This is a genomic window from Candidatus Hydrogenedentota bacterium, assembly GCA_019695095.1.
Classification (GTDB): Bacteria; Hydrogenedentota; Hydrogenedentia; order Hydrogenedentales; family SLHB01; genus JAIBAQ01.
This window is the reverse complement of record JAIBAQ010000060.1, coordinates 1-22,104: the sequence shown is the minus strand read 5'-3', so window position 1 is coordinate 22,104 and position 22,104 is coordinate 1. Positions and strand designations below refer to the sequence as shown.

14 protein-coding genes are annotated in these 22,104 nt (G+C 56.3%); 3 read left to right on the top strand and 11 right to left on the bottom strand.

The genetic code is table 11. The features are described 5' to 3' along the window. Nucleotides 1-57 precede the first annotated feature (57 nt). From K1Y02_11805 to K1Y02_11795, 3 genes are all read right to left on the bottom strand, one after another. Entirely contained in the window at nt 58-2,532 is a 2,475-nt protein-coding gene (locus K1Y02_11805; protein ID MBX7257037.1) for an alpha-galactosidase, read from the bottom strand. Nucleotides 2,533-2,739: 207 nt separating this feature from the next. Next, nucleotides 2,740-3,786, bottom strand: a complete 1,047-nt coding sequence (locus K1Y02_11800) for an alpha-L-fucosidase (protein ID MBX7257036.1) — start codon at nt 3,784-3,786, stop codon at nt 2,740-2,742. 170 nt (nt 3,787-3,956) lie between these two features. Then, nucleotides 3,957-4,754, bottom strand: coding sequence for an RMD1 family protein (locus K1Y02_11795; GenBank protein MBX7257035.1), 798 nt, complete (start codon nt 4,752-4,754; stop codon nt 3,957-3,959). A 125-nt stretch (nt 4,755-4,879) separates the two neighbouring features. Between K1Y02_11795 and K1Y02_11790 the strand changes: the two genes are divergently transcribed. Continuing rightward, on the top strand, nt 4,880-6,862 hold the full coding sequence (locus K1Y02_11790) for an alpha-galactosidase (protein MBX7257034.1): 1,983 nt from the start codon (nt 4,880-4,882) through the stop codon (nt 6,860-6,862). A 199-nt stretch (nt 6,863-7,061) separates the two neighbouring features. On the opposite strand, the gene K1Y02_11785 is transcribed toward K1Y02_11790, so the two are convergent. Further along, nucleotides 7,062-7,490 (bottom strand): lecithin retinol acyltransferase family protein, encoded by a 429-nt coding sequence (locus K1Y02_11785; protein MBX7257033.1) that lies wholly within the window; start codon nt 7,488-7,490, stop codon nt 7,062-7,064. Between the two features lie 15 nt (nt 7,491-7,505). Continuing rightward, nucleotides 7,506-8,366, bottom strand: a complete 861-nt coding sequence (locus tag K1Y02_11780) for an alpha/beta fold hydrolase (protein MBX7257032.1) — start codon at nt 8,364-8,366, stop codon at nt 7,506-7,508. A 221-nt stretch (nt 8,367-8,587) separates the two neighbouring features. On the opposite strand from K1Y02_11780, the gene K1Y02_11775 reads away from it, so the two are divergent. After that, entirely contained in the window at nt 8,588-10,141 is a 1,554-nt protein-coding gene (locus K1Y02_11775) for a wax ester/triacylglycerol synthase family O-acyltransferase (GenBank protein ID MBX7257031.1), read from the top strand. Between the two features lie 318 nt (nt 10,142-10,459). On the opposite strand, the gene K1Y02_11770 is transcribed toward K1Y02_11775, so the two are convergent. The 6 genes from K1Y02_11770 to K1Y02_11745 form a co-directional block, all read right to left on the bottom strand. Then, complete coding sequence (locus tag K1Y02_11770) at nt 10,460-11,002, bottom strand: hypothetical protein (GenBank protein MBX7257030.1); 543 nt, start codon at nt 11,000-11,002, stop codon at nt 10,460-10,462. A gap of 297 nt (nt 11,003-11,299) precedes the next feature. Further along, complete coding sequence (locus K1Y02_11765; GenBank protein MBX7257029.1) at nt 11,300-12,313, bottom strand: SGNH/GDSL hydrolase family protein; 1,014 nt, start codon at nt 12,311-12,313, stop codon at nt 11,300-11,302. Between the two features lie 15 nt (nt 12,314-12,328). Next, nucleotides 12,329-16,066 (bottom strand): DUF4981 domain-containing protein, encoded by a 3,738-nt coding sequence (locus K1Y02_11760; protein MBX7257028.1) that lies wholly within the window; start codon nt 16,064-16,066, stop codon nt 12,329-12,331. A 25-nt stretch (nt 16,067-16,091) separates the two neighbouring features. Continuing rightward, nucleotides 16,092-17,042 (bottom strand): GDP-mannose 4,6-dehydratase, encoded by a 951-nt coding sequence (locus K1Y02_11755; GenBank protein MBX7257027.1) that lies wholly within the window; start codon nt 17,040-17,042, stop codon nt 16,092-16,094. Between the two features lie 13 nt (nt 17,043-17,055). Then, nucleotides 17,056-18,363 (bottom strand): UDP-glucose/GDP-mannose dehydrogenase family protein, encoded by a 1,308-nt coding sequence (locus K1Y02_11750; GenBank protein ID MBX7257026.1) that lies wholly within the window; start codon nt 18,361-18,363, stop codon nt 17,056-17,058. Nucleotides 18,364-18,391: 28 nt separating this feature from the next. Then, nucleotides 18,392-21,394, bottom strand: a complete 3,003-nt coding sequence (locus K1Y02_11745; GenBank protein ID MBX7257025.1) for a sulfatase-like hydrolase/transferase — start codon at nt 21,392-21,394, stop codon at nt 18,392-18,394. Between the two features lie 149 nt (nt 21,395-21,543). Between K1Y02_11745 and K1Y02_11740 the strand changes: the two genes are divergently transcribed. Then, nucleotides 21,544-22,104 (top strand): sulfotransferase (locus K1Y02_11740; GenBank protein MBX7257024.1); only part of this gene is annotated, 561 nt, incomplete at its 3' end.

Here is a 22,104-nt window from a genome sequence, read left to right as displayed (position 1 = left end):
CGTCGTCGGGGTGTCCCGGCGACGGCCTTTTTCTATGTGTGGGAACGTGGAGAGGTCCTATTTAGCATTACGCTGGTATGTCAGCAGCAACGCCTGCGGCTTCGAAGCACAGGCGGCGAGAACTCCCTTCTCCATGAGTTCCTTGCCCGTGTACTCCACGCTTTGACCTGTATCGGCGTCAACGATTGAGTACGTGGCGGCTTCGTCCAACCCGCGTAGCGGGAAACGGGCCGATTCGTATGCGCTTCCGGCGCGCCGGAAAACTTGAACCATGCCACGGCCTTCTTCAGGCAAATCGAATTGCCAGGCCATCCACTGGTCGTCTTCAGTGCTATACGACGTGAGCGGGTAGTAGTCGCCAAGCAGGCACGGCGCGACGTTCAGCCATTGCTTATACAACGTGCGCAATGTCGCATAGTCAATCTCTCGGTTGCGCATGTCGTAGCAGTACGTCATGTGCGGACACATCACGCTGCGGAACAGATAGGAGTTCGTTGAATTCACGCCTGTCCCGTAGAACGGAATCCAGAAGGAAATCCCATAGGTGTGTAGCTGTTGGCTGACCGGTTCAAGCAGGAAATCGCTTCGCAGCAACGGGACCGAACGGCGTAGCGTCTCGATATCGTTCCTGCGTCCACCCGACGCGCACGTATCGATCAGCATGTCCGGATGCTTTGCCCGCAGGCCATCCCAATACGCAAGGAATCCCTCAACGTATCGGATTTCCGTAATCCCCTGCCGGTCTTCCGCGTCGTTTGCCCGCCAGTAGCCAAGCGGATCGAAATTGAAGTCGTTGCGGTACAAGTCAATCCCCTGACTGTCGATCAGCCCGTTCACATGATCGGTCAGCCACTTCAATGCATCTGGATTGCCTAGATTGAGGAGCTTCTGGTCGCCGTCTTTGCCCAGCAGCCATTCCGGGTGCGTATCGTAGAGCCAGGTCCCGGGAGTCACGCGCTCAGGCTCGAACCATACGATGCTGCGAACGCCTTTGGAACGCGCATGATCCGTGATCACTCGCAAGCCGCCGGGGAAGCGCTTCTCGTCGACTTCCCAAGTACCAGTATTCGGCCAGCCACTCTGGTTGATGTACCACCCCGCGTCCATCCACCAAAAGTCGAGCTTGATGCCCTCCTCAAGGTAGCGGTCCACAAAAAAGATCTGATTCTGCGTATTCGCGTGAATCATCTCGGCAAACTGGTGCGAACTACACGCGGCCACCTCCGGAGGCGGGGTCTTACCGTGCGGTTGCGGCATGTTGTGCGCCAACATCCAACGCCGCCACACATTCTGAGCGCCAATCCAATCGCCGCTGTAGAACTGAAGCACGGCCAACGGCGAACGGACTTCTTCTCCGGGTTGCAGCGAGAAATGCGTCAGTTCTTGCCCTGCAGCAATGCGCAATCCGTTGTCAACGACTCGCGTGAACTGCGCTGCCCATTGGCCAGGCCACCCCAACACGGCAATCAAGCCTTTACCGTTCCAGGAGACGTTGAAGTTCGGAAGGACGCTATTGGTCGAGCGCCCGCCGGCCGTCGCTAAACTGAAGGATTCCTTCTCGGCAAACGTCTTCTCGAACGGCTCGTAGTCTGTCGGTAGACACGGGCTCCCCTTGAAGTGATGCAGCGTGACGTTGGGTCCATCTGCATACACCGTGACATCCATCGCGCGAATATCCGAGAGAATGGGGGAGGGGCCGGGGCCGCCGTTCTTGAAATACAACGTCCACTCGACCGTCGGGAAATCGCTGTACGCGATACCCTCACACCGCACCTCAAGTTTGGTCTTGGGATCGGTCCATACAAGTGTGTGTTGCGTCCGTTCCTTGTCCAGCTTCTTGCTGGAACGTTTGAGCGTCCAGTCTGCAAGGAAATCGCGCGACGACGCGCCCGCATAAGAGAAACTGAACGGCGTTTCAAGTGAGTACGCCTCGCGGGAGACTTGCATGGGCAAGTCGCCCAACCACAGCACGCTACCGTCCCGTAATGTTACGCGAGCCTCAGCCCAGTCCGATTGATCGCAGGCAATGCCGTCGCCACCATCCGTCACCACGAGGGTCAACTCGTTGATGCCGCCAAGTTCAACCGAGACGGGAACAGCCGGCATGCCTTCCTTGAGGACCGCGGAGTGATAAAGCTCCTTCTCGCCGCTGATGACTATGAACTCGACCGAACCGCGCCCGCCTGATGTGTTGTCGTTCGAATCGACTCCTACAACGGCCTCAAATTTCACGGCGTCCTCAAGATTGAGAGCATGGACCTTGCTGTACGCGTGGCAATAGAGTCCCTTCTTGTGTTCGCCATCGCTCAGCCGCATCGGCTTTCCGCCGCGAGCATTGAGTTGGACCGGATCGTTATTGGCCTCGACATGGAGATGGGGAATCACGGGAACAGGAAGTTCCTTCCCCTCAAAGACGACTGCAGACCATCGGTCGGCCGCAGCCCGGTCAGCCTCCGCAGAAGCGGGGTCGCCCATGGCTACAGCGAGGCCCAGCATCGAAACGAGCGTGAAAACCAAAGACAAGTTTCTCATGACACCCCCCTGAATCTGGTACAACGGCCTTCGCATCCCGAGCGATGCGGATTAGCGGTTCCGGAGAAGTGCGCCCTATATTGACTTCGGACACGCTTCCGGACCCGTGTCCGAAACATATACTATTTAACTTTCGTAGTCAATGCCAATGTCCGTCGGCTGGAGTGGAGGGTACTCGACTCAACGAAAATCGCCGCTTTCAGAACCTCATTTTGCCGCGGCACCTTCTCGCATCGCCTGCCCCAGAACACGAAGTTGCTGAAGGAATACTTCGGGAATCGTCCCATCGTGCTGAATAGGGACATCCCAGGTCACGACTCCGCCCTTGTCCGTTATGCCCTTCGTAATGGCAACCACTTGGTCGTCGGAGTATCTCGGAGGAGCCTGTCCCCAGAATCTTCCGAGATAACTCAGCATGTGATATTGGCGGCCGTCGACCGTAGGCCCGGGACATACCAGCTTGTCGGCATCGTTAATTTCGCCCGCCGTGTAATCTTCCGCAGGCGAGAGCGAGATGATGGGGTCGCGCACGCCGGGATTAAAGGCCACAATGGAGTTTGGATTCCCCGCCCGCGCCGCAGCCGCAAAACTCTCGAAATTGGGCGCGTCCGCATGCTTGTACATGGCAATCGGGAAATAACACCCGTCAAACCACCATCCCGAGACCTTATCGCCCCAGCGCACCGACCATTCCCGTATCACGGACTCCCACTTGCGCTGGAAGTTCACCAGGCGGTCGTCGCCCCCGTCGGGTCCGCCTTCCGGATACTTCCAGATCGGGTACTTGCCGTTCTTCCACTCCAACGCCTTCATCGCAACGGGATCTCTGTCCGGCGCTCCCGCAGGCAGATAGACCATGAGACGTATCCCTTTGGCGTGCAGCGCATCGTACAACTCCGCAATCAGGTCCCTTTTTGCGCACTTGCTTGGAGTTATACCCACAATCGAGTCGTACGTGGCATTTGGTGTGCAGTAATGGCCCGAGTTCTGGCCAAGCGTGATGACGTAATAGCCCGCCCCCGTAGATGCTACGTCCGTTGCCAACCGAGTAACGTCAAAACTACCGACCGTCTTGTTCCATTCGTCGGGAGTCATCGTATCTGCTGTAAGGTAGTGCGTAAATACTCCCCACTTAGCGTCACGAAACCATTGGGTTCTAGCTGCGGCATCTTCCGCGCCGAGCACCGCGTCAGAGGCAAGAATGGCAAGACAAACGAGGAACCCAACGGCAAACGGACGACGCGCGCTTCGCATACTCCCCCCAATCGTATTCGACAAAGTTGTCTTTCTAATCCTAGCGTGGTGAATCGTAAAGACGACAACATTTTGGTAGACCCAAGGAAGAGTCAATTACAGCGGAAAACAGGGACTGACACAAGCGCAGCGAAGCGAAGACGTGTCTGTCCCTGCTTTCCGCCACTGGCCTACGCCCAGAACATGCTGTAAAGAGACAGAATGATCTCGAAGACAATCAATCCCACGATATACCACTCGACCCGCAAGCTGCGTCGATGTTGAAGAAGGTCGAGCACTGTCTCCACAGTGCGCGAAATCAGCATGAGCTTTCGTTCAAGGGCAAGTTTGCGCTCGCGCAGTTCGTAATCGCTGGCAATGCGTGCGTATAACGGCTCGAGCTCGGCATGCTCCCACAACACCTCGGGTTTCTCCGCGACTTCGATTCGACCCACCATGAGGTGTTCCATCAACAACGCAGCGCCAATGTGCTGTAAGAGTTCACGGCTTCCCTTGCCCGAGCTCCTTCCTTGCTGCAGTTGACTGGCCAGCGGCTCGACGCGATCGAACGTTGCCGCGACAATTCCTTCGTACCGGTGCAGTACGGCGCTTTCCGCGAGGCTGTCCGCGACAAGCTGCAAACGCTCCACGGAAGGCGTGCGCAGTATCAGCACACCGTTGACAATCTGTTCGTCGGCCTGCGCGTCGAAACGTATCTCTGCCGTCTCTTCGGAAGGTTGCGCGTGCGGTTCCTTGATGAGCTTGCGCAAGTCGCTCAGAAACGCTGCCTCTTCCACGGGCTGCAGCCCGAAGAGCACGACCGCTCCGTAGCGAAACAAGGCCGCGCAACCATGTTCACCCGCGCGCACCAGCAGCGGCGATGCCGCAATCTTCTCTGTCGCGTCGAACAGTGTGAGATCAAGCCGGTCCGCAAGCAGGACCGCCCTTGTATGTATCGAGGTGTGTCCTTGAAACAGTTGCGGCTCCATGGCTTCTCCGAATTGGGAGTCTGTGGGTTCCGTATGGTACCTTGCCGTTAGCATACATGGGCTTTGGGGGAATCCGCCAGAGGAGTAGGAGAGACGCCTGGCCTTTTGGGCGGGAGGAGTGCGAAATGAGAAGTTTCGTTGGTTCCGTTCTGTGTGCATTCCTAAGTTTGGGCGCGCTTGCGCTCGAACTAAACAACGGTACAGTCGCTGTCCACCTCGGACAATCCGAAAAAGGCGAGCCGTGCATTGCCAGTGTTAAGTGGATTCCATCGGCCTCCACGGTGTTCAAGGAGTTGCACAATGACACGGAGGGGGTTGTGTGGCGCCAGAGTGAAGACGCGGTGTTCTTGCGTGCCGAGGCTGAATTCATAGGCCCTTCCGGTTTACCCGCGAAACGCATTGTGGAACTAACCAAAAGCGGCTCGCTCCTCCGTACGTACGTCGAACTGACGAACCCGGGGTCCGCCGAAGTCGCGGTTGCGACCTATCCCATTTGGGAAGCGGACTGGTCGCTGCCCAAGAAGAAGCGAACCTTCACCAATTGGCATGCCCTGTCGTTTGAACCCTACTCAGAGAATGTGTCACAGGGAAAGAAGATCGAAATCGGTAGCAGGCTGCACAGTTCCGACGATATCGAGAAAGGCGTGAATCCGTACTGGGTTATCTCAGATGGCAAGACTCAACTGTACTTCGCGTTGGCCTGGTGCGGCGGCTGGCAAGCGCGTCTCTCCGGGACAGATACCGCTCTGCACTTCTCGATCAGTCTTCCAAAGAACGAAACCCAACTAAAGCTGGCCCCAAGCGAACGGATTGTCGGCCCCATTGCCGAACTCACCATTGTCCGCGAATCCGAGGAACGCCTTAGCCGGGCCTCGTGGTTGTCGCAGCGCTGCTCGTTAGCACGCGCCCTGTTTGGCGGGCCAGCACCGAGCTATCCATTTACGTACAACCACTGGTATACGACTCGCTTCGCAGTAGACGGGCCGTTCCTGCAGCGCCAGCTTGATAACCTCGACCCCTATTCGTTCGATTACTTTATCGTTGACGCGGGCTGGTACCGGTGCGTCGGCGACTGGACACCGGACCCCGCGAAGTTCGCTCCAGGGCAATTCGAGGGAATACTCGCCGAAGTGCGCAAGAAGGGTCCCAAGATCGGGATTTGGACATGCCCGCAGTTCATGAGGGTTCCGAAGGATGTCAAGGAACTGCCCAAAGAGGTCGATCAGCCTGGCTTTTACCGAAAGTTCATCGACGGTCACCTAATCGATATGGCCGGTACGGATTTCACGTCTTACCTGTTAAATCACGTGGCTGCTCTCCGTTCGCAGTATCAGGCCGACTGGTGGAAATACGACCAGGACTTCTTTACTGATCAGACTCGCCACGGCGTGATGAAGAACGTTGTCGCGCTTCAGAATGCCCTTGGCGCCGTCCGCGCCCAATACCCGGAACTCATGATCGAAAATTGTCAGAGTGGGGGACGCATGCTCAACGAATTCACGTTCGGCATTGCGCAGAATCAGTGGATTCGCGATGGAGGGAGCACCGGGCCCAAGCACGCGCGGGCCATACTCCGCGAGGTCCTCGGGTCTCTTTACATCCTTCCTCCGTGGACCAGTAATCGCTGGATCAATAACCCCGATCAAAACGATCCAAACGACGACGAGTTCACGCGGCTATACTGCCGAAGCGCCTTTCCAGGAACCTGGGGAATTGTCGCCGACCTCGCCAAGATTCAACCGCGGCAACGCGACATTATCGTGAAGGAAGTCGCCAACTACAGACGACTCACACCGTACAAAGAGGGGTACGTGTACGACGTGCTGTACCCAGAAAAGGACTCGTCCCTAGCAGGTATCGTCTTCTATGCCCCGAATGGGAACGGGGCCGCCATCCTGTTGTGCCGCTGGGACGGCGCTGGCGCGTTTACTCAGACTGTTCCACTATCCGGATTGACGGGAAGAGGCCACTATCGCGTAACCGATGCAGATGCATCCTCTCAAAGCGAGCCGCAGTCCGTCTCGGGCCGGAGCCTGCACAAGGAAGGGATTGCGGTGACATTTGATACTGTGCGGCAATCCGCTCTTCTCTTCATAGACCCGGAGTAGTCCGCAATTTGCACCGGCGCGATTGAGCGCCGACGCAAATTGCTCACGTGAAGGACATTCAGGTTATGCCATGAGGATTTCTCGCGAACACACTCTGTTTTCGGAGAACCGCCTTGTTTTTCGCCGCAAATCTCGTAAACACAATGCTTGCGAGAGAGGTTCATTTGTGTTCGTGAGAAATCCGGGATAGAACCCGGCATTATGCATCGGACCGTCGTGACCTGCGTCGTACCGAGTGCAACAATGCGGCGGCCGTCACAGTTCCCGCTAACGTGACGGCAAAACCGGTTAGTGCATAAAGCGCACGGCGGATTTGCCTGCTTTCCGCAGCGCCAGTCACGCACCAGCGCGTAAAATGCTCACAATTGTTGCGAACGGGATGGTAGCCAGTTTCTTCAAGTCGGCTTTCCGCCCGCTCGACAACCACCTCGGGGTCGTACGACCCGCGATGACGTACGACGCGCACACGGCCACCCTTCGCGAAATCCTCAATCGAAGTCCTTCGGATGGCGGCATTGCGATAGTCACGCGGCTCACCTGTAAAGTGAATCACCGTGCCATCGCCGCAGTCTATACCGTGATGCCAGTAGCCGAACCGCTTAACGCGGATATGGTCGCCTCGGGCCATCCAAACACTCCAATCTTAACCCGCGCTCGCCGGAACCTGACGCCGCGACTTCCGTTTGGCCCTGGCGGGCTTGACGGCTGCCACCGTGCGACCATTGGTGCCGCCAATCGGCGCCGAAGCCAAGTGATACGCAAGTATTCGGTAGACATCCGGATTGAAGGCCAATCCAGAATGGGTTCCATGTACTTCGATGTTGGTTTTGGCGAAATCGCTTATACACACCTTCCAGTCCACGATTCCGTCCGTCTTCGTGTAGATCGAAAGCTGTCTCACATTCGCGGGAAAGCCATCTCGCCACGTGCACGCGAACCCGCACGCGCATCGGCTCGTGTAGCAGTCCTTTTCAACCCGGCCGTTAAGACGCCGCTGAGTGCGCTGATGAATACTCCAGCGAACTGCCCGGCTTGCCGCAAGTACCCACGGGTGAACGCGTACCCCACGGTACGGCGACGCCAAGGTAACCACCGACTCAATTAGTTCCGGATGATAGGAAGCGACGCTCCTGGCCAGCACGCCGCCAAAGCTGTGGCCGACTAGGTGCACCTTGCGCCCCGTGTCCTTCTTCGCACGGCGAACCGTCTTCAGGAGATAGTCGATAAGGATATTAGGGCATTCGGCGTTGTGCCCGATACGCGACATATAGGGTCTGTGTCCGATACGACGCAACCAGCAGTGCAGCTCGATCAGATACCAGTCTACCGCAAGGAATCCAGGCACCAGCACGACGGCTGCTCCGTTTCCTCGAGGAATGCCGAAACCGTAGTAGACTCTGGATGTCTTCAAGCGGAGCCATTCGGTCCCCGCAAACGCCTCCCGCCAGATGGGAAGGTCAACGGGCTCAAGTTCATTGACTACCAGATTGTCGCGGCCCGGCATGGGCAAGGACGCCTCCAGGATGACACAGAATCGGACACAGCGATGCTGTGTCGATTATAGCACACCCCTTCCCCCGGCTCAGGCAACGTGCGCAGCGAGAATCTCGCGAATCTCGAAGGGATAAAGTAACACTTGACGACCGACCGTCCGGTATGTTGGAATTATGCCTAGCTGTATAGGTGCGTGTATCAACCATTCTGTGAACCACCGGGTGATGGATTATGTCCCAGAACTCGTTGCGCCGTCGTCTTTCTGCAATGGATGCCTTCTTCCTGCACATTGAAACGGAAGAGCAGCCCATGAACGTGGGTTGCGTGGACATCTTCGAAGGCAAGATTTCCTACACTAAGTTTGTCCGCAATATCGAATCACGCCTTCACCTCATTCCACGATACCGCCAGGTTGTTACGCCGGCACCCTTCAACGTCGGGTTGCCCACGTGGGAATTCGATCCTAACTTCAACATTCGCAACCATATCAAGCGGGTGAAGATCGATTCGCCGGGAAGCGAAGAACAGTTCTACGACATCGCGGGACAATTGTTCTCGGGGCCCCTCGATAGAAGCAAGCCTCTCTGGGAAATTCATCTCGTCGAAGGGTTGGCGCAGAAACGCACTGGCATGCTTGCCAAGGTCCATCATTGCATGATCGATGGAATCGCGGGTGTCGGACTCATGCATGCTGTCTTCGATGCGTGGCCCAATCCGGAAAAGACACGAAAACAGCCTTATCGCCCCGATCCGATTCCCTCGCCGACTCAACTTCTTTACGACGCACTGTGGGATGGCCTATCGGAGACGCTGGAGCATTGGTCCAAGTTTCAGAAAAATCTGGCTGAATACGGTGACGGCAAAGATATTAAGGAAGTCCTCACCGACGTGAAGGAATTCGGCCTGACGATGAAGGACTTCCTTTCACCCATTAAACGCTTCCCGTTCAACAAACCGTTTAGCGGGAAGAGGACCATCATTGGCCGAAGCTTCTCGTTTGCGGAGGCGCGCGACATCCGGACTGCGTGCGGAGGCACCGTCAATGATGTCGCGTTGACCGTCGTGAGCGGTGCTATTCAACGCTATCTCGAGATGCACGGCGAGTCGCTTCGCAAGCAAACCGTCCGGATTCTTGTACCCGTGAATATCCGTCAAGAAGACGAGCGGGGTGAGATGGGGAATCGAATCTCATTTCTACCCGTCGATATTCCTCTCGACATTCTTGACCCCGTGGAACGATTGCGGATCATCGCCGAGACTACGCAGCACCTCAAGGAAACGAAAGTCATCGAGGCCATCAGCCTCATGTTCAACGTTTTGCAGGGAGCCCCTACGCTGTTGCAGTCCATTGCGCTCAGTAACGCGGCCTCGTCAAGCGGACAATTCCTGCTGGGTCTGCTCGCGCAGGTACCGCCGTCTCACCTCATCTGCACCAATGTCCCCGGGCCTCAAATCCCGTTGTACACGGTCGGACACCAATTGCTTACGCACTACGTCCTGTTGCCCGTCGCGCTGGAAATGGGAATCAGTTGCGGGGTGACCAGTTACGACCAACGATTGTATATCTCCATAATCGGTGATGCTCAGGCGGCCCCTGACTCCGACAAGATTGTCGATTTTCTTGCTGACAGTTTTCACGAATTACGGGTGGCAGCGGAGGTCAAGGAACGCCTCTACGTGGAGATTCCACGCGCATTTCGCCCCGCAGCACGCGTTGTCACCCGGACCGCCGCCCAAGCCCAAGCCCCGTCTGCTGCACCCCCAGGCCGACAGGCGGTCATGTGATCCTTCGCTCGAAGGATTTGTGCGTGAGCAGTCCGTCGCCCCGCCAGCTCCCTATTTCTCAAGCTCGTTTGAAATTTGCGTAGTTTCAAGCGGCTGCTGAAGTAAGTTCTCGGACAGTTGCGTGTTGTGCGAGTAGATGCTTTGCCTCGTTTATCGGAGTTCATCAGTGTCCATCAGTGGTTGAGTCTCTTTTGGTTGCGGCAATGCCGCGCCATGAGAACGAAGGGCCTGCGCGATACCGTTTCCATCCGAAAAACAAAATGCGCCGCGATGGCAGGTTCTGCCAGTCGCGGCGCAACGTATGTTTGATTTCGAAAGCTACATGCTTGGAAGGCTCTCAGAAGGAGCCGGCGCCTTGGGGCGTACTTTCGCCTTTGCTTTTGCCCGAGGTTTCGCCTTGGCCTTGACCTTCGCCTTGGCCTTCGGTTTTGCAGGCTTCGCCTTTGCGCTTTCGTCTTCCTGCACGCGCTTGAGATAGGCCGATATCAAATCAAAGCTGCGGTCCATGGTCTTCTTAAAGTCGTTTCGGCTGCGATTGACCGTCTTAATCCATTCCTCGACGACTTTCTTACCTTCCTTTGGCATCCAAGTCGATTTCACGGTGAGCTCTTGAATGAGCTTTTCGGTTTGTTCCTGCAATGCCGTGAATACACGAATGGTGTTGTCGAAAGTGGTCTTCTGAAAATCGACCAGATTCAACGCCAATTTGGTCGCTCTGCGAACCGTGTTGTCGCTCAGCGCTTTCACCTTCTTTTGGACAGCCTTCTTCTGCTTCTTCGCCGTAAACATCGGAATGATCACCCCCTTCTTTTTTACTGATCCGCCCTTACTACTTGGTGAATTCGACTTCACTTCCGCCATAATCGCGAACCTCCTTTCCAGAGTCTTAGGCCGGATTCCTTGCGAACACACACGAGACTAACTCGCAATTGCTGTGTTTGATGGGGTTGCAGCGAAAATAGGAACAAGTCTTCATGGACAGCGTGTGTTCGCGAGAAATCCTCATGGCATAACCTCAACGTCTGGCACGTGAGCGATCTGCGTCGGCGCTCGGTTGCGCCGGTGCAAATCGCGGGTTAGGGGTCCCCCGGTCCGGGGAAAAGTATAGCACAGCGATCGGCACTTTAGGGGAATATCTTTGCGGCGTATTGTATTGGATTACTCGGCAAGCGCCTCAGAAGGCATGGTCTCATTTAGATAGGCAGCCAATGCCTCGGCAACGCGCCGGTGACCCTCTTTGGAGAAGTGAACACCATCGGCGAACATAGAAGGTTCCGCCTTAAGATTCTGGCCCAGGTCAACGAAATCGATCGCGTGAGCGGCTAGTGAATCCTTGACGGTGTCCACTGGGCCTCCGGCCGGCGATTCGCTGAGCACCGGCGCGATAACAACCAGCAACCGGGCTTTTCCCTGCACCGCTTCAGCAAGATCGGCAAGCTCACGAACATTCTCAGCGACGGCTTCGGGCGGCGACAACCGGGGCGAATCCTCATGCGTGATGGGCGCAGGTTCCAGGATGTGCCAACCCGTTCTTCGATACAGCTCAACCAGTGCCCCTCCCAATGCCGTGGAAAGCGCAAAGAGCGGCTTGCGCTTCGGGAATGAAACGCTATCGCGAACAAGCGACACGCGAATCGGTCGTACAAAATCGCGTGGAATGGCGAACAGCAGAATCGTATCCGCGTCTAGTCCGGTCAAATGAGAGCGATAGAGCTGAGCCATTTGAGCAACGGAATACCCGTTTATACCGGCATTGATGACTTCGGTTCCGGTCAAAGCCTGTTCAAGAAGCGACGTAAACAACTCTTGCTGGTGAAGCAGAATCCCTCCCCATGTTACCGAGTCGCCTAAGACAACAATTCGTTTTGTATTCGGATTCTTCTGCTTCAATGGCCTCGCGTCGCGAACACCCCAGCGATTCACCGAAATAGCGTTGGTGAGGTAGCGAGCCTTCTGATCCGGCTTGAGCCGGTACCCGGTAGCATCGTCGTCGACGTACAAGACAGGAGAGGCTAGGCCCATGACTCGCAATACGATCTCAAGCAGCAGCAACGCCAGAATGACTACGATCGCCGCGGTACGCGTCACCCGCATCGTGCGCGAGAGAAAGCCGTCCGCAGGTGTCGCATCCGCGGACGGCTCTGTTCCATGTACGGGCGAGATCGTCTCCATACCCGCCTCTTTTGCTTATGCCTCTGAGTCTTTGCTCTTCGGCAAAGCATAGCGTGAGCGTTGGATAATCCCCGGGACATTCGGGCCTATCCCCGCCAATCGAATCGAGAAATCCCAAGGCGCAGGGTTGAGCACGTATTGAGGCAACGTCGCGGGTCCGCAGCTTCCATTTCCCAGCCCCGAAGTGAGCCAATCCAGATGGACCGTCACATTCTCCTCAGGCATTAGCTCGAACGGATGCGACGCTTCCGTCAACGCCTCCGTCGTATAGGGATGTGCGGTGAACTGGAAGGTGGGCATCCCAATCACACCCAGTCCCCAGCCGGAATCGTCCGTAAGGGTTGCCCACGTTACGTCGATCTTGTTGCCGTACTCTTGCGGCCTCGCATACGGCAAGTTGTCAGGCAATACGAGTTCTTCGAAAACACCCATGGGAGCACCAAGTTTTCTGTCCGAATAAGTCTCGTGCGGCCCTCTACCGTACCACTCAATATTGGTGAGCTCTTTCGGAAGAGTCAGGCCCAGGCCCAACCGCGGGAGATCGGCGAGTTCACCCTCGGGCGTACATTCGAAGCGCAAGACAACGTCGCCGGTTCCGTGGATTGTGTAGGTGACGACGCACCTGAATTGACCCTTGGCCTTCGCTCCTTTGAGAGTCATCTGAACAATGCCGCGTACCTCGTGCGGCGACGGTTGCACGAAATAGACCGTCGATACTTCTTTGATCAATTGATGGTAGCCGGAATCGCGCCAGCGCTTCTCGGCGCCGCTGATACGATCGTTATCGGTGGGTGCGCGCCAGAACGAAGGCGACGGGCCCTTCACGAGCAACTCCGTTTCGCCCACGCGCCAGGAGCGTATACTCCCTCGCAACTGATCGAACATGATGCGAAAGTCGCGGCCCTGCACCACAGTCAGCCCTTCCGATTCCCGTAGTGTCACTTCCGGCATTTCACGTCTGCTCAAGATTGGAAGAGCTTCACGCGCAGGCAACTCAAACTGCGACCATGCCACCTCGTGACCCGCAGTGGCCCAAGGGGACGGTTTCGAGAGTATGAAACGCACCGTCAGGTCGCTCCGGATGCCGGCAGGCCGCTGCGTGCCTGCAAGCGGCAACTGCACGGCAGTGCGTGTGCCCGCGGCGGTTGTTAATGTGGGGATGACACCTTGCGCAAGAACTCCTTCGTCCGTGCTCACAATCCACTCGCAAGTAAGATGCGACAAGTCGATGAAGTGATAGCGGTTGACGATCTCCAGCGCACCCGTTTCCGCGTTGACGAGGTTCACTTCCACGGGCTGCAGAATCTTCTTGTATTCCCAAAGACAAGGGTGGGGAACGCGATCGGACGACACCATCCCATTCAAGCAGAACGTCCCATCGCTCGGGTTTTCACCCAGGTCGCCGCCGTACGCAAACCACTCACGCGCTTCGACTGTAAACTCGTTTAGATCGAGCCAAAGCAGCGCACCCTTCGGGGCGCGCGCATTGCCGTCGTTCAGCTCCGCTTCCGACAACGCGTAGCCATAGATCCGCACGCTGTCGATAGTCCCTCGCATGGTCCGCATCAATTCGGGATTTCGCCCAATGTACACCGGATACGGGCTGAAGTCCGCCGTCCCCGCGTGCGCTTTCTCAGCCACGAAGCGCCCGTCGATAAACAGACGAAGTGTCTCTCCGTCGTAGGTGCCCGCGATATGATGCCACGTCCCCAGCCAGTTCTCCGGAACGGGCGCGGAAAGGACGACCGGGCTTCCATCCTGAATGTGGAAATCCAGCGTCTTCGGTCCGAACTGCTGGAGAGCAAATTGTTGGTTACCCTTGGTGATATAAGGATTCAACCCTTCCTCTTCCGTGGGGCATACCCAAGCCTCGAGCGTGATACCTTGCCCCGCCGCATTGAGCCCAGGCAGGGGAGGGACTACGGCGTACCCGTCCGACAAGCCTCGTTCGCGATGACCCCGTGCTACTTTCCCCACGGCAAATGCCGGACGACTCGGATGCGCCAAATCCGGTGTTACCATGATGGACCGCTGCCGAATCCCCTGGTCCACCCAATCCCAGATAAATCCGCCTTGAAGTCGTTTGTACTTTCGGATAGCTTCCCAGTATTCCTTCAGGTTCCCCGTGCTGTTGCCCATGGAATGGGCGTATTCGCACATTATGACCGGGCGATGCTCGTTAGGATTCTCGGCCAACTCCACAATGTAGTCCACGGCGGGATACATGGGTGCAAGCATATCAACACACGCGGCATCGTCTGCCGGATGGTAGTGAATGAGGCGCGTCGGCTCATGCTCGCGTATCCACGCCGAGCAAGCATCGTGATTGGGTCCGTAACCCGATTCGTTCCCCAAAGACCAGATAATCACGCTCGGATGGTTCTTGTCGCGCTCCACCATGCGCGAAACGCGATCGATAAACGCGTCGCACCATTCCGGATCGTCGGTGAACATGCTCCAGAATGCATGCGATTCGATATCTGCTTCATCGCACACGTAGATCCCGTATTCGTCACAAAGATCCAACCAACGCGGGTCGTTCGGGTAATGCGAGGTGCGCACGGCATTGATGTTGAACTGCTTCATGAGAAGCACGTCTTTCAGCATCCAGTCCGCCGAAGGCACCTTTCCGTGGTCGGGATCGTGATCGTGGCGATTTACACCGCGTATCTCGATGGGCACCCCATTGACGCAAAGCTGTTCGTCCTTGAGTTCAACTTTGCGAAACCCGACCCGGCACCTGCGCACATCCACCAATGCGCCCGAGGAGTCCGTTAGCGTTAGCACAAGCGTGTACAAATGAGGCGCTTCCGCGCTCCATTTCAGCGGATTCGTTACCGGTACTCCGCCTTCGATGACCACCTCTTCACCCTGCTTTGGCGACGCGTTGCCCAGTTCAATCCGGGCTATGCGCTGGCCAGCAGAATCAAGGAGTTCAGCGGCCACGGACAGCTCTTGCGATGGCTGAGCATCCGAATTGCGAACATGCGTGCGCACCGAAAGCGTAGCGTCGCGGTACTGAGAATCCAGGTCAGTCCTCACGCTGAAATCGCGAATATGTACGGGCGAAGTGGAGATTAGCATGACTTCGCGGTGTATGCCGCTGAAGCGCCACTGGTCTTGATCTTCAAGATAACTGCCATCGCAGAGACGCAACACACGCGCCGCAATTCGATTAGTGCCCGGTCGAACGAACGGCGTGATGTCGAATTCCGCGGGAGTCATGCTCTCTTGGCTGTATCCCACATACTGACCGTTGATCCAAAGGTAGAGAGCCGACTGAACACCGCCGAAGTGAAGGATCGTCCTGCGACCCGCCCAATATTCGGGAAGATCGAAAGTACGCACATACGAGCCCGTCGGATTCCACTCAGGATTGGTCTTCGGGGGCTGAGCTGGCGAGGAAAGATTCCCGAGATTTACATATACCGGCGCTTCGTAGCCCTGCATCTGCCAGTTGCCGGGTACGGCAATCTCTGACCAGGAACTGACATTAAACTCCTCTCCAAAGAAGTCTGCCGGTGCATCGGAAGGCTTTTCGGCCCAGTGGAAGCGCCACATTCCATTTAATGAGCGAACATAGGGACTCTCTTCGCGCACACCCGAAATGGCCTTGTCCCGATCCGCAAACGGAACCGAAGTCGCGCGCGGAGGCTCCTTGTTGATGCCAAACACCTTCGGGTCTTCGTATTCCTTTGCGTTCTCCTTCGAGACACTGCTTAACACACAACGCAAGACAAATAGCGAATTCATGACAATTGGTCCCCGCTTTCCCCAATTACAAGGCTTTACCTGGCGCACAGCCTTCCCGTCGCCAGTAGGCCAGAAGATCCATTAGCATTTCTTCAAACGTCACACTTGGTGTCCACCCTGTGCACTGAGTCAGACGTTCATGACTTCCGTATACCACCGGTATGTCCACGGCGCGCAATCTGTCTGGATCCACGCGCACGGATATACTCGCCTTCGATTGCCCCAGGAGCATATCAAGCGCGTCACGAACAGTGTGAGCCCTACCCGAGCAGATGTTGTAAGCTTCGCCCACAACGCCTTTCAGTGCCAACAACTCATACGCGCGGACTACGTCGCTTACGTGTAGGAAGTCCCGCGCCGTGTCGATATTGCCGACGTGAATTACCGGTTCGGCTCGCCCGGCCTCAATATCCGCTATCTGTTTCGCGAAACTTGACAGCACAAATGTCTCCGGCTGACCGGGGCCCGAATGATTGAAGGGCCGCGCCCTGACAATATCGACATTCTCGCCTCGAGAAAGATACTCGCAATACGCGTCTGCCGCCGCCTTGGAAATAGCGTACGGCTCCCGGGGCGAAATACGATGCGACTCTGTTATGGGGAGCGATTCGGGAATTCCGTAGACAGCCGCACTGCCAACAAAAACCATCCGCGCGGCCGCATTTACCTCCCGCAACGCCGATGCGAGCAGAATCGTGCCTTCGACGTTGACCGCCATCGTGTCAGCGGGGTTCCGCGAGGAAAATGGCACAAACGTCACGGCGGCAAGATGGAATACGTGTGTCGCGTCGCAAGCCCATTTCACAAGACGACGAACTCGGTCCGCGTCAGTGATATCGCAAGGGAAGGCGTCCACGTCTTCCGCAGCATCGGGATTCACCGCGCGCCGGACATCCCAACCCTGCGACTTCAGGTATTCAGACAAATACGATCCGGCAAAACCACTTGCCCCCGTTACAAGTGCAACCTTGCTCATCTACGGTCGGCCCTCACGAAGATGCCCTTCCAATGCTGAAATAAGTAAAACCAAGGTCACGCAAGGTCTTGGGCGTGTACAGGTTTCTTCCATCGAAGATCACTTTATCCTTCATCAGAGATGCCATCCGGTCATAGTCGGGGCGCCGGAATTCGTTCCATTCCGTCACGATGACAAGTCCGTTGGCGTTCTCCAGAGCGGCATAGTTCTTGGGCGCGATCTCTATTCGTGAACCGTACATGGCGCGCAACCCGGTCTCTGCCACGGGGTCATAGACGACAACCGTCGCTTTGGCTTCCAGCAGCGCATCGATCACGCGCAAGGCAGGACCGCTGCGAAGGTCGTCTGTTCGAGGCTTGAAACTTGCCCCCCAAACGGCAATTCGCTTCTGCGAAATGTCCGCGCCATAGAAGTCCCTGATCGCGTGGATAAATCGCATCTGCTGCTCATCGTTCACTCTCGTGATGGCATCGAGCATGTGGCTTGTAATGCCTTTGGCCTGAGCAAGCCGCGAACACGCTACCACGTCTTTGGGCAGGCAAGAGCCTCCAAAGCCCAATCCTGGAAACAGATACGAAGCGCCGATACGGCTATCTGAACTGAGTCCCTCGCGGACTTCGCTGATGTCAGCGCCGTATGCCGCGCTAATGGCGGCCAATTCGTTCATGAACGATATGCGCGCCGCCAGCATGCCGTTTACTGCATACTTCACCATCTCCGCGCTGCGGATGCTCATGTTGAGCAGAGGCTTGCCCGTTCTAAGGAATGGCGCATACAACTCCTTCATGATTTCCTGCACGCGCACGTCTTCGCATCCGACCACGATTCGATCCGGTCGCATGAAATCGTCTACGGCGGAACCTTGTCGCAGAAACTCCGGGTTGACCACAACATCGAACGGGTGCTTGGTGATGGAGGAAAGCCGTTCTTTGATCAGTTCCGTTGTACCTACCGGACACGTGCTTTTCAGCACGATGATGCAATACCCGTTCATGGCCCGCGCTACCCGTTCAACGGCCTCGAACACGTTCGATGTATCCGCGCTGCCGTCAGGCAGACCTGGTGTCGCAATACAGATGAATGCGAGAAGCACGTTCGGAATTGTCGCCTCCAGATCGGCTGTAAAATGAAGGCGTTCCTCTTCCACATTCCGCGTGATCAATTCTTCCAGTCCGGGTTCGTAGAACGGAGTCTTTCCGTTCTTCAGGCCCGCAATCTTCTCCTCGTCGATATCGACGCACGTTACGTTGTGTCCGGTGTCAGCAAGACCTGTTCCGACAACCAAACCTACGTGGCCGGTACCAATCACTGCTATTCGCATAGTCTATTCGCAGCCTCTCGCAATTGCCTCAGTTCAGGTAACCAATGTCTTTTAACTGCTGCCTGTTGTCGGTATCGTCGGTGTTGAATTCAGGCGGCACCGCTCCACCCTTAACAAACTCCTGCATTCCCGCCACGGTATCCGACAACGTCTTCTCAAACTCTTTGCCTTGACCTGCAATGTTTGTCTTCTCGCCGGGGTCAGCAACAAGGTCGTACAATTCCACGGGTTGATACTTCCGCTTGTTCTCCGGATTTGCCAAAACAAGCTTCTCCGTCATTGTACGTACAGAGCGCAGCAGGATCCCCTCGAAATCCAGATGACCATACACATACGAAGGTGCGCTCGGAGCCAACGAACTCTGATCGACGGTAAAAAGCGATTCCCCTTGCATTGCTTCGATTTTGGGCAATCCCGCAGTCTGAAGCAGAGTGGGGGCAATGTCCACCAAACGCGATAGACCCGACGTCTCGCTCCCTGAAAGGTTGTTGCCAGGCAGCTTAATGATAAGTGGCACCGCGATCTGTTCATCATACAGGCTCAATCCGTGCCACCAACCTTGATGCTCGTAGAACTCTTCGCCGTGGTCCGCCACGAAGACGATCACCGAGTTGTCGTACACTCCCTGCGACTTAAGTCCCTCGACCAAGCGCCCAAAGTGTTGGTCAAAATACTCGATCTCTCCGTTGTACAACTTCTTGAACTCGTCAAGGTATTTCTCGGGATCGGGATTGGGCATGCGTGCACGTGCGTATCCTTTCCCTGGATTCTCGTGGTCCATATACGGATCGTGAGGATCCATGTAATGGAGAAACAACAAGAAGGGCCGGTCCTTCGGGCGTTGCTCGCCCGCTACCCAATCGAGCGCCTTGTCTGTCACGACCTCCGCGGGCTGGTAGAAATCCATCACATTCAGTTTTCCGCCCGTCAGCTTATCGACAAACTTCTGATAAACACGTCTCACGACCTGGTACAAGGCCAGCTTGTCAACAGACTCCGTCGCCCCAAGCAACAGTCTTGGCTTCAGATACGTATATTCCGTGAAGCCTTGTCCATAGTTGTATGCATCGGCAATATTCGGATTGTTCGGGAACCCCTGCGTGAAGTACCCCGCCTCGTGGAGTACTTCCGGAAACGTCGTTACCGCACTCGGCAACATCGAATCTTTGTGCACCGCCGAGTGAGTCTCTGGATACAGTCCGGAAAATATCGTGGCAAACGATGCCTTTGTCCACGACGACTGGGCAAACGTGTGCCGGAAAAGTACCGCATCGCTTCGGAACGCATCCACAGCCGGAGTTTTCGCCACAGCCGCATCGCCCGAATACACCTTCAGATAGTCCGCCCGAAGCGTATCGACGGCCACCAGGATGATGTTCGGACCTGTAGGCTTCTTATCCGCCAAGACCGGTGCATTGGAAGTGTGAACGTAGCGCGAAGCGGCAACCGCGCCTCCGGCGACGAGTAGCCCGTAGATCAACAGAGCGACCACAGCCATCCGAACACGCGAAGAGCCCAGAACTGCAAAGAGGAGCGCGAATACCACGGCGACAACCAGACCTATCCCCGCGGCCGCTCCCAGCAACTGGAGATTTTGGTTCATGGACAATGGGTGTTCGCCCAGCACGTCCCTGAATATCCGGAATCTGCCGATGACCACAATACCTACAAACATTGTTCCCCAGGTACTCAGGGCAAGCGTCCACACTGCGCGAGGGAATCGATCGCGAACCAATGCGAGAAAGGCCAGCGCACCCGCGACCCCAAGACCCATCCCCGCAAACAGCAGTCCGTAGACAAGCGGCCCCCACCAAAAGAGATTCACTTCCTCCAGCCCCTGAAGTCGGTGTGCAAGCCAGCCCGCCTCGCCTAACCCGATAAACGCACCTGAAAGCAGCCCCGCTGCAATTCCTGCAACCGCGCAATCAATCAGGTTGCCGCGATACGTGCGTATCTCATCCGTCGAAAGATGCAGACTAACATCCGTGGCATTGACCTCAGCCCTTGCTGCGGCCATGCGCGATTGAATCTCTTCGCGATTGGGCTTCTTCCCGAACAGATAGACTGCCGTACCAATGACAAACGGAACGACGTCGCCGGCCCACCACCCCAAGTGGGCCATGAGGAGCGAGGCCGCCGCCCCGCTTTTCGTGCTCAGCAGCGCCACATATATGATCTCGCGAATACCTTCTCCCCCGACGGAAGGCCCCAGCACCGTGCCGTAGATCATAAGCGGCGTTGCAAAGAGAATGTCTGACATTGTCGTATTCTGCGCACGGATCGCGGTCATCGTGCAGAAGAAGACAAGGCAGGTCGCAAAATGGACACATATCCCGAGCCCAACGGCCAAGACAAGTTGAGCGCGGTTGCCGCTATATGCCGACACGGCAGCCCCGATGCGATCGAATTTGGAGCGAATCTTCCCCGGCGTTGGCAAGACGGCCACGGCCACTTGAATGACACGCGGGTTCAGTAAAGCCACAAACGAAACAACTACGAAAGTCCCGAGGACTGCCAGTATCCCCAGTAAGACCGGCAACTTCATGTCAAACATGCGAAATCCGAGAGGGAAAGTCACGAACACAAGAAACGTCAGCGCGATGAACCCGGTCAGCTTCTCAACGGCTATGACCGTGGTCGATTTGATTACGTCCCCGGTGTATCGAGATGAATCAAAGAGCCGGTACCCATCCAGCCCCAGGGTGCCGGGTAGGAAGATTCCTATGGCGCGGCCAATAAACCAACTCCGTGTCAAGTAGAGGAACGGGATCTTTAGACCTTGCGCCAGGAGCAGCAGCCTCCACCGAAGGATTCCGCAAAGCATTCCAAGTATCCGCATCATCGCAGCCAAACACAGCCACAACAGGATGTTATGCGTTTCAACCTGGCTCAGTTCCCGGAGCAAGTCAGCAGGTTTTACGCCCCTAAACTGGTCTGCCGATAGGCCAAACTTCTCCGGCCAAAACAAGACGGCAAACATGCCGCCCGTAATAACCACTTTGACCAGGAAAGATAGTGCTCGTTTTGCCATGCTTCTCCCATCAAAACACATCTGCACACATCGAACAATTGACGACCCCAGAGTCTAGCATGCATGAACATGGGGATAAAGCGCTGAGGCATTTGAATCCCCGTGCGTCCTTGCATACCATGCCTTTTCCCGTGTTGTGGAGTCTTTCTATGCCGGTATCCATGTTGTTCGTCATAAGCGCCCCTCGTTCAGGCAGCACCATGCTTGAGCGCATGCTCGAGTCCCATTCCATGATCAAGGGCGGACCGGAACCTCACCTCATTACTCCGCTTGCCCATTTGGGCGTGTGGGAAAAGGTGGACAAAGCGCCCTACGACCATATTCTCGCCGCCGAGGCCCAGAAACTCTTCGTGGACATGCTGCCCAACAAAGAACAGGACTATTGGGAAGCCTGCCGCGCCTATTGCGAAGTCCTCTACGGCCGTTTTCTCGACGGAACCGGCAAGTCCATTTGCCTGGACAAGACCCCCGCTTACGCCCTGGTCCTCCCGTTCATGGCCAAGGTCTTTCCAGATGCCAAATACGTGGTACTTACCCGTCATCCGCTGGCACTCTTCTCGTCGTATGCGAACTCGTTCTTCGATGGCGACTACTCCCAGGCCCTGAACCACAACCCGATCCTCCAGCGCTACGTGCCGGCTATCGCCGCATTCCTGCGGCAACATGAGACTTCCCACCTCCACGTCCGGTACGAAGATTTGGTGAAGACC

Excerpts from the sequence above, each read along its gene's own strand:
- K1Y02_11760 (MBX7257028.1), bottom strand. The coding sequence starts at position 16,066 with ATGAATTCGCTATTTGTCTTGCGTTGTGTGTTAAGCAGTGTCTCGAAG.
- K1Y02_11800 (MBX7257036.1), bottom strand. The coding sequence starts at position 3,786 with ATGCGAAGCGCGCGTCGTCCGTTTGCCGTTGGGTTCCTCGTTTGTCTT.
- K1Y02_11750 (MBX7257026.1), bottom strand. The coding sequence starts at position 18,363 with ATGCGAATAGCAGTGATTGGTACCGGCCACGTAGGTTTGGTTGTCGGA.
- K1Y02_11755 (MBX7257027.1), bottom strand. The coding sequence starts at position 17,042 with ATGAGCAAGGTTGCACTTGTAACGGGGGCAAGTGGTTTTGCCGGATCG.
- K1Y02_11745 (MBX7257025.1), bottom strand. The coding sequence starts at position 21,394 with ATGGCAAAACGAGCACTATCTTTCCTGGTCAAAGTGGTTATTACGGGC.
- K1Y02_11790 (MBX7257034.1), top strand. The coding sequence starts at position 4,880 with ATGAGAAGTTTCGTTGGTTCCGTTCTGTGTGCATTCCTAAGTTTGGGC.
- K1Y02_11765 (MBX7257029.1), bottom strand. The coding sequence starts at position 12,313 with ATGGAGACGATCTCGCCCGTACATGGAACAGAGCCGTCCGCGGATGCG.
- K1Y02_11795 (MBX7257035.1), bottom strand. The coding sequence starts at position 4,754 with ATGGAGCCGCAACTGTTTCAAGGACACACCTCGATACATACAAGGGCG.
- K1Y02_11805 (MBX7257037.1), bottom strand. The coding sequence starts at position 2,532 with ATGAGAAACTTGTCTTTGGTTTTCACGCTCGTTTCGATGCTGGGCCTC.
- K1Y02_11770 (MBX7257030.1), bottom strand. The coding sequence starts at position 11,002 with ATGGCGGAAGTGAAGTCGAATTCACCAAGTAGTAAGGGCGGATCAGTA.
- K1Y02_11775 (MBX7257031.1), top strand. The coding sequence starts at position 8,588 with ATGTCCCAGAACTCGTTGCGCCGTCGTCTTTCTGCAATGGATGCCTTC.
- K1Y02_11780 (MBX7257032.1), bottom strand. The coding sequence starts at position 8,366 with ATGCCGGGCCGCGACAATCTGGTAGTCAATGAACTTGAGCCCGTTGAC.
- K1Y02_11785 (MBX7257033.1), bottom strand. The coding sequence starts at position 7,490 with ATGGCCCGAGGCGACCATATCCGCGTTAAGCGGTTCGGCTACTGGCAT.